The organism is Spirillospora sp. NPDC046719 (genome assembly GCF_040645715.1).
GTDB lineage: Bacteria > Actinomycetota > Actinomycetes > Streptosporangiales > Streptosporangiaceae > Spirillospora.
In genome coordinates this window covers 40,695-54,253 of sequence record NZ_JBEYYT010000017.1, presented here as the reverse complement: position 1 = coordinate 54,253, position 13,559 = coordinate 40,695, and the positions used below count along the sequence as shown (strand labels likewise).

11 protein-coding genes are annotated in these 13,559 nt (G+C 72.0%); 4 read left to right on the top strand and 7 right to left on the bottom strand.

The features are described from left to right. The 3 genes from ABZ914_RS05325 to ABZ914_RS05315 form a co-directional block, all read left to right on the top strand. On the top strand, nucleotides 1-1,831 hold a 1,831-nt coding region (locus ABZ914_RS05325), incomplete at its 5' end, for a sensor histidine kinase (RefSeq protein ID WP_500191819.1). 97 nt (nucleotides 1,832-1,928) lie between these two features. Then, the gene (locus tag ABZ914_RS05320) at nucleotides 1,929-2,582 is read left to right on the top strand and encodes a response regulator (RefSeq protein ID WP_500191817.1); all 654 of its coding nucleotides are present in this window, start codon (nucleotides 1,929-1,931) and stop codon (nucleotides 2,580-2,582) included. 129 nt (nucleotides 2,583-2,711) lie between these two features. Beyond that, the gene (locus ABZ914_RS05315; RefSeq protein ID WP_500191816.1) at nucleotides 2,712-3,989 is read left to right on the top strand and encodes an alpha/beta fold hydrolase; all 1,278 of its coding nucleotides are present in this window, start codon (nucleotides 2,712-2,714) and stop codon (nucleotides 3,987-3,989) included. Here ABZ914_RS05315 and ftsH read toward each other — a convergent pair. The 7 genes from ftsH to ABZ914_RS05280 form a co-directional block, all read right to left on the bottom strand. After that, nucleotides 3,986-5,851, bottom strand: coding sequence for an ATP-dependent zinc metalloprotease FtsH (gene ftsH / locus ABZ914_RS05310; protein ID WP_500191814.1), 1,866 nt, complete (start codon nucleotides 5,849-5,851; stop codon nucleotides 3,986-3,988). The genes ABZ914_RS05315 and ftsH overlap by 4 nt on opposite strands. Before the next feature lie 158 nt (nucleotides 5,852-6,009). Continuing rightward, nucleotides 6,010-7,149 carry a site-2 protease family protein gene (locus ABZ914_RS05305; RefSeq protein WP_500191813.1) on the bottom strand — a complete coding sequence of 380 codons (1,140 nt, stop codon included), beginning with the start codon at nucleotides 7,147-7,149 and terminating at the stop codon, nucleotides 6,010-6,012. A 109-nt stretch (nucleotides 7,150-7,258) separates the two neighbouring features. Beyond that, nucleotides 7,259-7,825, bottom strand: coding sequence for a dihydrofolate reductase family protein (locus tag ABZ914_RS05300; RefSeq protein ID WP_500191811.1), 567 nt, complete (start codon nucleotides 7,823-7,825; stop codon nucleotides 7,259-7,261). A gap of 61 nt (nucleotides 7,826-7,886) precedes the next feature. Further along, entirely contained in the window at nucleotides 7,887-9,053 is a 1,167-nt protein-coding gene (locus ABZ914_RS05295; protein WP_500191810.1) for a hypothetical protein, read from the bottom strand. A gap of 37 nt (nucleotides 9,054-9,090) precedes the next feature. After that, entirely contained in the window at nucleotides 9,091-11,322 is a 2,232-nt protein-coding gene (locus ABZ914_RS05290; protein WP_500191809.1) for a bifunctional glycosyltransferase/CDP-glycerol:glycerophosphate glycerophosphotransferase, read from the bottom strand. A gap of 77 nt (nucleotides 11,323-11,399) precedes the next feature. Further along, entirely contained in the window at nucleotides 11,400-12,608 is a 1,209-nt protein-coding gene (fdhA, locus tag ABZ914_RS05285) for a formaldehyde dehydrogenase, glutathione-independent (RefSeq protein WP_500191807.1), read from the bottom strand. 141 nt (nucleotides 12,609-12,749) lie between these two features. Continuing rightward, the gene (locus tag ABZ914_RS05280; protein WP_500191806.1) at nucleotides 12,750-13,088 is read right to left on the bottom strand and encodes an NUDIX domain-containing protein; all 339 of its coding nucleotides are present in this window, start codon (nucleotides 13,086-13,088) and stop codon (nucleotides 12,750-12,752) included. A gap of 70 nt (nucleotides 13,089-13,158) precedes the next feature. Between ABZ914_RS05280 and ABZ914_RS05275 the strand changes: the two genes are divergently transcribed. Next, nucleotides 13,159-13,434, top strand: a complete 276-nt coding sequence (locus ABZ914_RS05275; RefSeq protein ID WP_500191805.1) for a DUF6225 family protein — start codon at nucleotides 13,159-13,161, stop codon at nucleotides 13,432-13,434. Nucleotides 13,435-13,559: the final 125 nt, after the last annotated feature.

The following is a 13,559-nucleotide window of genomic DNA, read 5'->3' as shown; positions in this document are numbered from 1 at the left end:
GGCCGGGGCGGGGCTCCTGGCGGCGGGCGGCGCGGCGATGCTCTGGGTCCTGGGGCGATCGCGGCGGCGTAGACGGGCGGACCGGTCGGCCCTCGCGGCGTACCGCGCCGGAACGTCCGCGCTGCCGCGGTTCGCCGCCGAAGCCGAACGCGAGCGGCTCATGGCCGAACTGCACGACGTGGCGGCGCACCGGCTCACCGGAATCGTGGTGTCGGCCGGCGCCGCGACCCGCCTCGCCGACCGGGACCTGGCGGCCGAGGCCACCCGTCACGCCGCGAGCGCGGCCCGGCAGGCCGTGGCCGAACTGGACCGACTCATCGAGGCCGCCGGGACCGTTACCTTCGACGACATCGACGCGCTGGTCTCAGAACACCCGGCCGTCGACTACCTGCGCACGGCCGCCGACGCGCCGCCGGACGTCGTCGCGGCGGCCCACCGGGTGGTGCGCGAGGCGCTGACGAACGCCGTCAGGTACGCCTCGGGCGCGTGCCGCGTCCGGGTCGAGGGAACCGCCGCGAAGCTCACCGTCACGGTCACCGACAGGGGCGGCCCGCCCGCGGCTCCCGGTCTCGGCACGGGACACGGCCTGGCCGGGCTGCGCTCCTCCGCACGGGCCCTCGGCGGTTCGCTCTCCGCAGGCCCCGACGACGGCGGCTGGACGGTGCACGCCGAGTTCCCTCTCGCCGCACCCGCGCCCGTGCGGGAGCGCAGGACGGCAAGGTCGCCCACCGCCGCCCTTGCGGCCTTCCTGAACGGCCCGGGGGGCTGGCGGGGACCGGCCGCGCTGGACGCGGTGCTGGTCGTGCTGGCGTTCGCGCTGTCCCTCGGCGCCGAACTGCCGCCGGGAGACGACCCGGACCCCTTCTCCTCGCCCGTCCTCGGTGCTCCGCTCGCGCTGCTGTTCACCGTGCACGCGTTCCCGCTGTGGTGGCGGAGGCGCGCGCCGCGCGGCGCGCTGACCATCGCCCTCGCGACGCTCCTGGTGTGGCTGGGGCTCGACCTGGCCGGCTGGCCCGGCCCGCCCCTCAGCGACGTGTTCCTCTGGTACTGGTGGGTCGAGCTGGCGCTGGTCTACGCGGTCGCCGCCTTCCCTCCGGGCGGCCGGACGTGGCCCGCGCCCCTCGCCGTCGCGGCCACGGGCGGGGCGGCCCTCGCCAGTGGCGACGGCATCACCGGGAACCGCGTCGCCGCCTGGGCCGTCCTCACCACGGCGCTCGCGATCCCGTGCTTCGCGGCCTGGGCGCTAGGAACGCACACCGCCGCGCGCCGGAGCCGGCGGGACGCGGCCGCCGCGAGAGACCGCGACCGGCTCGCCCGGGAGGTCTCCGCGGCCGCCGCGTCCGAGCGCCTGCGGATCGCCGACGGGCTGCGCCGGACCGCGCGGCGGCACGCCCAGAACGTGGCCGATGAAGCCGACGCCGGACGGCTCGACGCCGTTCTCGCCGAAGCCAAAGCGGGGCTGGCCGCGCTCCGGGAACTGCTCGCCGACCTGCGGACACAGGACGACGGAGGCGACCCGCCGCCGACCGTCGACGGCATCGCCGTCCTGGCGGCCCGGCGCGGCGCCGCCGTCCGGTTCACCGGCGCCCGCAGGCCGCTCCCGCCGGCCCTTGAGGTCGCCGCGTACCAGGTCGCGCGGGAGCTGCTGTCCGGCGGAGACGCGATCACGGTCGCGTTCTCCGGCCGGGGCGTCGCGGTGTCCGGGCGGGCGCCCGGCGGCACCGCGGCGGCGCGGCGCCTGCGCGCGCTGACGGACGCCTGCGGCGGTACGCTGACGCTCACCGACGACGGTGAGGCACGGGGATGGCTGCCGGAGGTGTCCCGCTCTTGATCGGAACGACCGGTGCGGTCCTCGCGGCCGCGGCCGGCACGGTGGTCGGTACAGCGCCCGGCACGGCGGTCGGTACAGCGCCCGGCACGGTGGCCGCATGATCCGCGTGATGATCGCCGACGACCAGGCCGTGGTACGCGCGGGGATCGCCGCCATGATCGGCGCCGAACCCGACATGACCGTGGTCGGCCAGGCGGGCGACGGCGAGACCGCCGTGGCCCTCGCCGCCTCGCTCCGCCCCGACGTCGCGCTCATGGACGTCCGCATGCCCGGCGCCGGCGGCCTGGCGGCGACCACCCGGATCACCGCCGACGTCCCCGCGACCCGCGTCGTCGTGCTGACGACGTTCGATCTCGACGAGTACGTGTTCGCCGCCCTGCGCGCGGGCGCGGCCGGCTTCCTGCTGAAGGACGCCGACCCGGAGCGGGTGATCGACGCGGTGCGGCTCGCCGCGCGGGGCGACGCGCTGCTCGATCCGGCCGTCACCGGACGGCTGATCGGCCGCTTCGCCGGCGGCCCCGGTCCCGAGGAGGCCGAACGCCTCGCGGCGCTCACCCCCCGCGAGACGGAGGTGCTCCGCCGGGTGGCGCGCGGCCTGACCAACGTGGAGGTGGCCGCCGAGCTCGGTATCAGCCCGGCGACGGTGAAGGACCACGTCGCGGCGGTGCTCGGCAAGCTCGGCGTCCGCGACCGCGTCCAGGCGACGATCTTCGCGTACGAGAGCGGCCTCGTCCGCCCCGGCATCCGCTGACGCCCGCGCCCCGATCGCCGTCCGCCGGACGGCGAGGTCCAGGCCCCGCCGTAGCGCGGGGATCCGGCCTCCTGGAAATAGGCCGAAGGTCCCACGAGCAGGGCTTTCCTCGCTTCTAGCGTGACTCGCATGCCACGTACCGCCCTGCGCCGGCTGTCCGGCGCCCTCCTGCTCCCCGCCGCCGCGGTGGCGGCCCCGCTCGCCGGGATCGCCGGTTTCGTCGGCCTCGCGGCCGTCACCGCCGCCGTCCCGCTCCTCGCGGTCATCGGGCTGCTGGTCGTGGCCGGCGTCGGCGTCCTGCTCGGCCTCCCCGCGTTCGGGCTGCTCGGGGTGCGCCGCAAGCGGGGAGCCGCGCTGCTGCTCGGCGCCGGTCTCGCCGCCGCCGTCGCCGCGATCGCCTCGATGACCGTCTTCCGGCCCGGTCCCGCCCCCGCGCCCGCCGCGCCTCCCGCCGGCGTCCGGTTCTGGAACCTGCCGACCGGCTCCCGGATCGCCTACGTCCATGCGCCGGCCTCCGGCAAGCGCAAGCCGACGCCCGTGGTGTTCCTCCACGGCGGTCCCGGCACCCCGGGCGAGGGCGTACCGGTCGGCGGTGCCGCGCTCGCCGCGGACGGCTTCGACGTGTACGCCTACGACCAGCTCGGCGCCGGACGCTCCACGCGCCTGTCCGACGTCACCGGCTACACGGTGGCGCGCCACGTCGCCGACCTGGACGCGATCCGCAGCGCCATCGGCGCGGACAAGATGATCCTCGTCGGGCAGTCCTGGGGCGGCTCCCTCGCCGCGCAGTACCTCGCCGCCCACCCCGATCACGTCGCCAAGGTGGCCTTCACCTCCCCCGGCGCCCTGTGGCTGCCCGCCCTGCCGGACGGCGACGGCGACCCCTGGACACGGCTCACGCCGTCGCAGAAGAAGCGCTACGACGAGCTGACGTCCTCCCCCCGGTTCCTCGCCGCCGCCCTCCTCCTGGACGTCAATCCCAACGCCGCCCACGCCCTGCTCGGCGACCGCGAGGCGGACGAGCGCTTCCACGAGCTGGGCCTCGCGGCGAAGGACGCCTCGTCCTGCCCCGGCGCGCCGCCGAGAACGCCCCACGGGAACCGCCAGGGCTTCTACGTCAACCAGATCACCAGCAGGGACTTCCGCGACGTCCCGGACCCCCGTCCGGCACTGCGGCGACTCCACGTCCCGGCACTGATCATGCGCGGCGAGTGCGACTACGTGAAATGGGCGGCGACCCGCGACTACCGCCAGACGCTGCCCGGCTCGACGCTCGTCTTCGTCAAGGGCGCAGGCCACGCCATTGCCGGCGACCAGCCCGCCACGTACACGGCACTGCTACGGGCCTTCCTCCTCGGCCACCGCCTCCCCCTCCCCGCCTACACCTCTCCAGCCGAACCTCACTAGGGGCGGTCCTGGGTCCCTTCGTCGCGGAGGATGGCGATGACGGCGCTCCCGTCCACGGATTCCTCCGTCATGAGGAGAGCGACGAGCCGGTCGAGCGCGGCGCGGTGCGCGCGCAGTTGCTCTACCGCGCGGGTCTCCGCGTCGCGGAGGAGCCGCGACACCTCCTTGTCGATGAGCCGTTGCGTGGTCGGGGAGTAGGGGGAGGGCGCGGCGGTGACGGTGCTGAGCGCCTCGTGGCCGTCGGTGGCGTAGCCGACCGGTCCGAGGGCGGTGGAGAGGCCGAACTCGCGGACCATGCGGGTGGCGACCTGGGTGGCGTCGGCCAGGTCGGCGGCGGAGCCCGTGGACGCCTGGCCGAAGACCAGCAGCTCGGCGGCGCGGCCCGCGAGCCGGATGGTGAGCAGGTCGGTGAGGTAGGCGTGGCTGTAGAGGTGCCGCTCGACCTCCGGCAGCTGCTCGGTGGAGCCGAGGGACATGCCGGCGGGCAGGATGGTCACCTTGGTGAGCGGGTCGGCGTGCTCGCAGAGCGCCGCCAGGAGCGCGTGCCCGGACTCGTGGACGGCGACCGAGCGGCGCTCGTCGGGCAGCAGGGCGTTGGCGGCGTCGCGGCGGCCGAGCATGATGCGGTCGCGGGCGGTGTCGAGGTCCTGCGCGGTGATCGTGACGCGTCCGTCCCGCGCCGCGTTGATGGCGGCCTCGTTGAGGAGGTTGGCCAGGTCGGCGCCGGAGAAGCCGGGCGTGGCGCGGGCCATGCGGTCCAGGTCGGCATCGGTGTCGAGGCGCTTGCCGTGGGCGTGGACGGCGAGGATCTCGGCGCGCTCGGACTGGGTCGGCAGCGGGACGACCACCTGCCGGTCGAACCGGCCGGGACGCAGCAGGGCGGGATCGAGGGTGTCGGGGCGGTTGGTGGCGGCGAGGACCACGATGCCGCTCTCCTGGTCGAAGCCGTCCATCTCGGCGAGGAGCTGGTTGAGGGTCTGCTCGCGCTCCTCGTGCCCGCCGCCGGGCAGCACGCTGCCGCGCTTGCCACCGATGGCGTCGATCTCGTCGATGAACACGATCGAGGGAGCGCGCTTGCGGGCCTCGGTGAACAGGTCGCGGACCCGGGAGGCGCCCACGCCGACGAACATCTCGACGAACGACGCCCCGGTCACCGACAGGAACGAGACCTCGGCCTCCCCCGCGACGGCGCGCGCGAGCAGCGTCTTGCCGGTGCCCGGCGGCCCGATCATGATCACGCCGCGCGGCGGCCGCGCCCCCGCCACCGCGTACCGGTCCGGCGCCCGCAGGAAGTCGACCGACTCGCTGATCTCCTGCTTGACGCCCTCGTAGCCGGCGACGTCGGTGAACTTGGTGGTGGGGCGCTCGGCCTCGATGACCCTGGCCTTGGAGCGGCTGAAGGCGCCCAGGCCGCCCGCGCGGCCCGCCATCCGCCGGCTCGCCCACAGCAGGAAGCCGCCGATCAGGACGAGCGGCAGCAGCCAGAGCAGCAGGCCGCCCCACGGGCTGCTCCCCGTCCGGGTCGCGGTGATCCTCACGTGCCGGGCCTGCATCCGCTGCGCCAGGTCCGAGGTGTTCAGCGCGGTGGGGATGCGGGAGGTGAACGCTCGTCCGTCGGTCAGCCTCCCTTCGACGGCGCCCTTGTTGTCGACTCTGACGGTGCGCACCTGACCGGCGTCGACGCGGGCCGAGAAGTCGGTATAGGACAGGTTCTCGTTCTGCCGCTGCCGTGAGGTCACGAGGGCCGGGGCGAACAGGAAGAGCACCAGGAGGATCGTGACGGCCAGCAGCAGCCACAGGCGCGCCGTGGGCTTCTGCGGCGACGGCTGCTGCTGCGGTGAGCCGGAGTTGGCGGACTTCATCCGGCTCAGGGCGGGGCACTGCCGGCCCGGCGTCCCCGGGCAGCGTGACGTCGCAGGTCGGCGGCCATACCGGGCCGCCGGGTCCACTCCTCTCGATGCTTCCTCATAGCAATAGAGCGACTACCCAAAGTGAGTGCCCTCATCCATCATCCGGATGGTCAGGCGGCGGTGCCCCGGGAGTCGCCGAACCTCGCCCGCTGGACGAGCCGCTGGAGATCCTCGGTCGTGACGATGCCCACCAGCCGGTGGTCGGCCGCCACCACGGCGAGGAGACCGCCGGGCATCGGAGTCGCCTTCAGGACGGCCGAGGCGGGCTCCTCCGGGCCGACGACGCGGTCGGGGTCGAGCCGCGTCATGTACCGCGCGAGGGCCGTTCCGGCCTCCTCGGACCGCAGCCGGACCAGGCGGGCCGTCGTGACCGCGCCGACCGGGTCTCCGGCGGCGTCCACGACGGGGAAGACCGGCTGGCGGGACGTCTGGACGACGGTCTCGGCGAAGGCCCCGGCGGGCTGCCAGGTCCACCCGTGAGCCGGATGGGGCGTCATGACGTCGGCGATCCGCCGTCCCGCCGCCGCCTCCCGCAGATCGGTCCACCGGTCCTCGACCTTCGCGGCGGCGACGATGAACCAGCCGACCAGCGCCAGCCAGAGCCCGTCGAGCCACGCGCCCGCCAGCAGGGCCAGCAGACCGCCGCCGATCATGACGAAGCCCAGCACCGTCCCGGCCCGGTCGGCGGTGTGCGCCGCGCTCACCCGGTCGCCGCGGGACCGCCACAGGAACCCGCGCAGGATCCTGCCGCCGTCCAGGGGAGCGGCGGGGAGCAGGTTGAAGACGGCGAGGAGGACGTTCGTCGCGGCGAGCCACCCCAGGCAGGCGACCGCCGTGGCCGGGGCCCCCGCCACGCCCGCCAGCGCCCAGGCACCGCCGAACGCCAGGGCCAGCGCACCGCTCATCGCCGGCCCCACGGCCGCGATCCGCAGGTCGGCGCGGGCCGTCGGCGGCTCCCCCTCGAACTGGGCGACGCCACCGAGCATCCAGAGCGTGATCGAGACGACCTTCACCCCGAACCGGCGCGCGACCACCGCATGGGCGAACTCGTGAGCCGCCAGGGACGCCAGGAAGAGCACGGCCGTGACCACCGCCGCGGCCCACCGGATCCCGCCGGACACGCCCGGAGAGGACGCGGGCAGGATCGACCGGGCCAGCACGTCGGCGACGAGGACCAGGGCCGCGGCGACCGACCAGTTCACGCCGACCGGGATGCCCATGACGGTGCCCAACCTGAGCGTCTGCCTCATCGAGAACCTCCCGGCGGCGTTCCCGGATCGCGTCCTGACGCTTCCAGTCTCGTCGCCGGCCCGCCCTCGGAAACGGGACCTTCGGCCCGAACCGCGGACGACTCCGGACCTAGCGCCCGGCAGGGGGCCGCACGTAGCGCCGGAACATGATTCCCGACGCGAACGAACGGTGCTCGACCAGGCGCAGCGGCACGTTCTCCCCTACGGGCAGGTACGGCTTGCCGCCCCCGATGATCACGGGGGCCGCGTACACCCAGAACTCGTCGATGAGGTCCACCATGGAGACGGCCAGCTCGGGACCGCCGAGTTGGAGGATCCCGTCGATCTCGTCCTTGAGGCGCGTCACCACGGACACGGCGTCCTCGCGCCGGACGAGCGTGACCCCTTCGGGGACGGTCTGGAGGGTGTCGGAGAAGACGTACCGCGGCGTCTCCTTGTAGAGCCGGGCGAACTCCCGCTCGACGGCCGGGGCGCCTTCCTTCCCGAGCTCCTGCGTCCAGGGCGCCTCCATCGCCTCGTACAGCCGCCGCCCGAACAGGAACGCCGAGATCCGGCGAACGTGGTCGCTCGCCGCCTCCTGGAAGTCCTCGTCCGGCTCCATGAAGTCCATGCCGCCGTCGGCATCCTCGATGTAGCCGTCGATCGAGGTGTTCATCCAGTAGATGACCTTGCCCATGAAGCTCCCTCTCGGTCGTAGCGGTCCCAGTGGAGACCCGAAGCACGACCGAAACTCATCGCTACGGGCCGATGCGCGGAAGCACGCTGATTCCGGGATGGTCGGCGCGGAATCCGGACAGCGTCGCGGGCGTCACCTCGGTGTCGACGAGATCGAGCCGATCGAGGTCGTACCGCTCGATCACCGGAACGATCGCATCGCCGACGGGAGTCCCGCGAAGGCTCAGCGACCTGACCTGCGTGACGCCGTCGAGCAGCGCCATCAGGTCCTCGTCGGCGGCAGCGGTGAGGCAGATGGACAGGCTGTCGAGCTTCGCCGGCAGCCTCGCCGATCCGGCGACGTTCGCCGCACTGAGGCTCATCCTGTTCAGGGACGAAGGGAAGGCTCCGTCCAGCCAGAGAGCGTCCTTCGCACTGAGGCGCACGCTCGCAAGGTCGGGAGCGACGTCGGCCAGCACATCCTGGCCCCACGGCCGCGGCGGAAGGCCGGAGACCGTCAGGTCGGTGAGGGCGCCGAGCCGTCCTCGACCGGCGCCGGCATGGAAGAGACTCGCTTCACCGAGATGCAGGCGCAAGACCCGCAGCCGTGGGAAGCGCAGGAAGGCCGACATGGCCTCGGCGCCGATCGCGCACGCCTGATGCTCGAAGATCTCAACGCAGGGCAGATCCGGCAACGCGGAGAGCAGATCATCATCGAACTCCCCGGTCGCCAGCGCCAACGACCACACCTTGCCGGCGACCGCCGCCAGATGTCCGAGGTCGGAAGTGTCCCAGCACTCGAAATGCCGGTGGATGCTGAACGGAGTGCCGTCATGCCGAGGCGGCAGAACCGGACCGAGGACATGAAATGGCGGCGCCCCCTCTTCGGAGTGATAGAGCCGAGAATCGTCACTCGTGAAGCGCCCGCAACACACGACTTCGACGACCGTCGCCGCACCCGTCTCGCCGACCACCGCGATGTTCACCCACTCGGGCACGTGACCGTCACGCCATAATTCGGCCACGACGGTGTCTGCGTCACATCGGTTCAACTCGGCGGCCCGACGGCGGCTGCCGTCCTCCGGAAACCGCAACTCGCCGGGTTTCGGAGGGTGCCCGTCATAGGACTGGTTGAGCCGAACCCGGAACACCAGCGGCTCTGGCAGCTCTTCGGAGACCAGCGACTGGGCGAACCGCCGCGCGGCCCGAGCCGACGCATCGAACCGTTCGGCGAACACCTCTCGATCCACCCGGCCAACCTACCGCCGCCCAGCACCGACCACCTGATCAGCGGATGACGGCATTCTGGACGTCGCGCTCATCGGATCCGCTGTTGCCGTAGACGCGGCGGACGATGCGTTCGGCGGCATGGCCGTCATCGAAGGTGCAGAAACGGCGGCGGAACGCGGCGCGCTTGGCGGTCGACGATGCGCTGCCGGGTTCGTCGCCCTTGAAGCACGCGATGAGTTCGTCCTCGGTCCGGGCCACCGGGCCGGGTGGTTCGGCGAGCAGGTCGAAGGTGACGCCCCTCGTGCTGCGGTAGGTCTCCCAGTCCGGGGCGTAGATGACGATGGGCCGGTCGAGGTGGGCGTAGTCGAACATGATGGACGAGTAGTCGGTGATCAGGATGTCGGCCGCCAGGCAGAGATCCTCGACGGCGGCATGGCCGGACACGTCCAGAATTGACGCCGAATCCGAAGAGGGCGCCTGGAGCGGCGTCGATTCGGTGAGGTAGTGGGCGCGGACGAGCAGCACGTATCGCGGCCCGAGCGCCGCCGCCAGAACGGCGGGGTCGAGTGGATACACGAGTTCGTCGAGGTGGTCCCGGTAGGTGGGCGCGTAGAGGACGGTGGTCTGGCCCGCCGCGATGCCGAGGTCCCGGCGAATGCGGTCGATGTCCTGGCCGCTCGCGTGGAAGAGGCGATCGTTGCGCGGATACCCCGTCTCCAGGATTTCGTAGTCACCGGGATACGCACGCCGCCACACCTGCGACGACAGCGGATTGGCGGAGACGACGTAGTCCCACCGGCGGCTGTGCTTCCGCAGCCGAGCGAAGTTCATGCCGCTCGCACCGACCGGATAAGGCTCTTGCTCCAACCCCATCTTCTTCAAAGGCGTTCCGTGCAGCGTCTGAACGTGGACGGAGCCGCGGCGCTTGGACATGGCATGCGGAAAGTTGACGTTGTTGACGAAGTACTTCGCGCGACCCATGACCCGGAAGTAGCGCAGCGAGCCCTCGACGACGTAGTCGACGCCCTCCGGCAACGACCCGGCGGCCTCCGGGCCGACCACCCACACGCCGTGGACGTCGGGCGCCAACTCCCGGGCTCTCTCGTAGATCGCCTTGGGATTGCAGGCGTAGCCGCGGTACCAGTACGCCGCGTAGACCGCGAGACCGGCGTCCATCGGCAGCCGTTTCTGCAGCTGGTAGTAGGCGAGAGGCGCTGCGGCCTTGGCGCGCCTGGCACCGGTGCGCGCCATGCCGCCCGCCCGGCGTGCCGCGCCACGCAGCACGAGCCGCGCCCGATTGAGCGGCCCGAGCCCGCGGAACAGCCAGTACAGGTCGCGTTCGACCAGCCGGAACTTGATCCCGCGCGCCCCCGGCGGATACCGGTAAGGGCTCGGACGGTGCGCCCGAAACTCCCGCGACACCCGCCGGAAGAAGCGCCGCCGCGAAGCCGCCGGCACCCGGGACGGGTCCTCGGCGATCGTGGTGTAGTGCCAGATCATCCGGTCGAACATCGCGGCCCGGTGGTCGCCTGCGAAGCCCGTCCGTCCGTCCATGAAGGCGAAGATCTTCCCGTACCCGTCGAAGACCTCGAAGTGCCGGTCACTGGACGTCGAGGTGATCGCGCCCGTGCGCCGCACGCGGTAGACGTAGCAGACGCGGTCCAGGAGGGAGATGCGTTCGGCGGCCATCAGGATCGGATAGGTGACCGCGACGTCCTCATAGAACCCATCGCCGAATTCCAGGCCGAGGTCCAGCAGGTACTCCCGCCGGATCACCTTGTTCCACGCCGTCATCATCAGCCCGAGCACGGACGGCCGCTCGTCCAAGGTGAAGGACTCCTCCGGCGGCGGCTCGCGGAGCAGCCCGCTCCACGGGTTCGGAGCCAGCCGGCCGGGCGCGACCTCACGCGCGTGGTCGAACACCAGGACGTCCGGCCGGGAACGCTCCAGACGCCGGCGGATGGCGGCCAGCGCGCCGCTGGTCACCCAGTCGTCGCTGTCCACGAACCAGACATAGTCCCCATGAGCGTGGCCGAGGCCGATGTTGCGGGCCTCACCCAGGCCGTGGTTGCGGTCCAGATGCACCACCCGCAGGCGCGGGTCGCGGCGCGCATGCTCGTCGAGAATCCGCCCGCAGTCGTCGGGCGACGCGTCGTCGACCGCCACCACCTCCACCCCGGAGGCGGCCTGCTGGAAGAGCGATTCCAGGCACTGAGGAAGGTAATCCTGCACGTCGTACACCGGCAGGACCACGCTGATCGTGACCGCCGCATCCGAACCCGATGCCATGAGACCTCCGGCCGTCAGGAGAGGGCGGGAGCCGAACGGCGGCGCGGGCGCGCTCGTGCCGGCGCCCGCGCCGGAGTTCACGCCGCGGCGCCGACCAGCCCGTGCGGGTCGAGGACGTACTTGCGCGCCGCGCCCCGGTCGAACTCGGCGTAGCCCTGGGGCGCCTGGTCGAGCGGGATGACCGTCGCGTTGACGTTGCGGGCGACCTGCACCCGGTCGTGCAGGATCGCCATCATCAGCTGCCGGTTGTAGGACATCACCGGGCACTGTCCGGTGGTGAGGGACTCGGACTTGGCCCAGCCGAGCCCGATCTTCAGGCCGAGCTGCCCGACCCGGGCGTTCTCGTCCGACGCTCCCGGGTCGCCGGTCACGTAGAGACCGGGGATGCCGACCTTTCCGGCCGCCCGGGTGATGTCCATCAACGTGTTGAGGACGGTCGCGGGCTGCTCTCCGCCCTTCGGACCGTGGCCGCGCGCCTCGAACCCGACGCAGTCGACGGCCGCGTCCACCTCGGGGACCCCGAGGATCTGCTCGATCTGCTCGGCCACGTCGGCGTGCTGGGACAGGTCGATCGTCTCGCAGCCGAACCCGCGGGCCTGCGCCAGCCGCTCCTCGTTCATGTCCCCGACGATCACGACGGCGGCGCCGAGCAGCAGGCAGGCGGTGGCGCACGCCAGCCCGACCGGCCCCGCGCCCGCCACGTACACCGTCGACCCGGTGGTCACGCCCGCCGTGTAGGCGCCGTGGTAGCCGGTAGGGAGGATGTCCGACAGCATCGCCAGGTCGGGCAGCTTGGCCATCACGGTGTCGCGGTCGGCCGGGAACTTCAGCAGGTTGAAGTCGGCGTACGGGACGACCGCGTACCGCGCCTGCCCGCCGTGCCAGCCGCCCATGTCGACGTAGCCGTAGGCGGCGCCCGGACGTTCCCGGTTGACGTTCTCGCACACGCCGGTGTGGCGCTCCTTGCAGTTCCGGCAGCGCCCGCAGGCGATGTTGAACGGGACGCTGACGAGGTCGCCCTCCTTGATGAACTCGACGTCCCTACCCGTTTCGATCACCTCGCCGGTGATCTCGTGGCCGAGCGTGAGCCCGGCGGGCGCGGTCGTCCGGCCGCGCACCATGTGCTGGTCGGACCCGCAGATGTTGGTCGCGAGTACCTTCAGGATGACGCCGTGCTGGAGCTTGCGGCCGTTCTGCTCGGCCAGCTCGAGCTTGGGGAAGTCCAGCTCCTCGACCGTGACCTCGCCCGGTCCCTGGTAGACGACGCCGCGATTGGTGTCCGCCACGGTTCCTCCCTCCGCATTGAGGATCGCGGGCCATATACCCCGTTTCCGCAGGTCAACCAGATCTTCAGCCTCAGGCTCACCAGCACGAGCCCCGCCACCCCACCACGCGAGAGCCAAGCCCCTCCTCGGCAAAGCGAAGATCTACTCAAGGCGGCCTTGAATCATCCGCGCATGCCTGCGGACCAAGCTCACGATCGACGGGGCGATCCTGAGCCGCGGCAGGACGTCCGGGCGGAACCAGTGGAGCATGACGCCTTCGGTCAGCGTCAGCATGGACGGGTCACCGTCCCAGCGGCCGGCGAAGATCTGGACCGAGAAAAGCCTGGAATCGCCTTCCATCACTTCGTCCACAACGAATGGCTCCAGGACGGGGATCTCGAGCCCAGCCTCTTCCCGTAGTTCCCGCCGGATCGTCTCGGCCAGCGAACGGTCACCAGGTTCGCGCCCACCACCGAGCAGCGACCACGCGCCGGGCTCCACGATGCCGGCGATGTCGTGCGCAGGTGCAGCAGGTACTCAGTTGCCCCGGTTCGGAGCGTATTCTGCCTGCGTGGAAGATGATCACGAGCTGGAGCGATACCGTCACGAGGTACGGGAGTGGACGGTGGGCGAACTTCGCCAGGCGCTCAATGGGCTCCCGGACGGAATGCGGCTGCGCATCGACGTGCCGGAAGCACCGCGGTCCAATGACTCACTGGAAGCGGATCGTGAATTCGTTCTCGGCGGCGTGTTCGTGGACGACGCCGACTACCTAGCGCAGGACGAGTTCGTTCTCCGGGCTGATTTCAGCACGGACTGGTATATGCGCCCTAGGGCCGAATCATGAAGCTCAGGCGACGTTCGCTCCAACCACGCTCTCGCAGAGGCGTGTAACGACAGGACTTCAGGAACTTCGCACGATTCTCGGCCTTCCTGCCTGCGGGACGGGCCACCATCTCGGGGCCATTGACC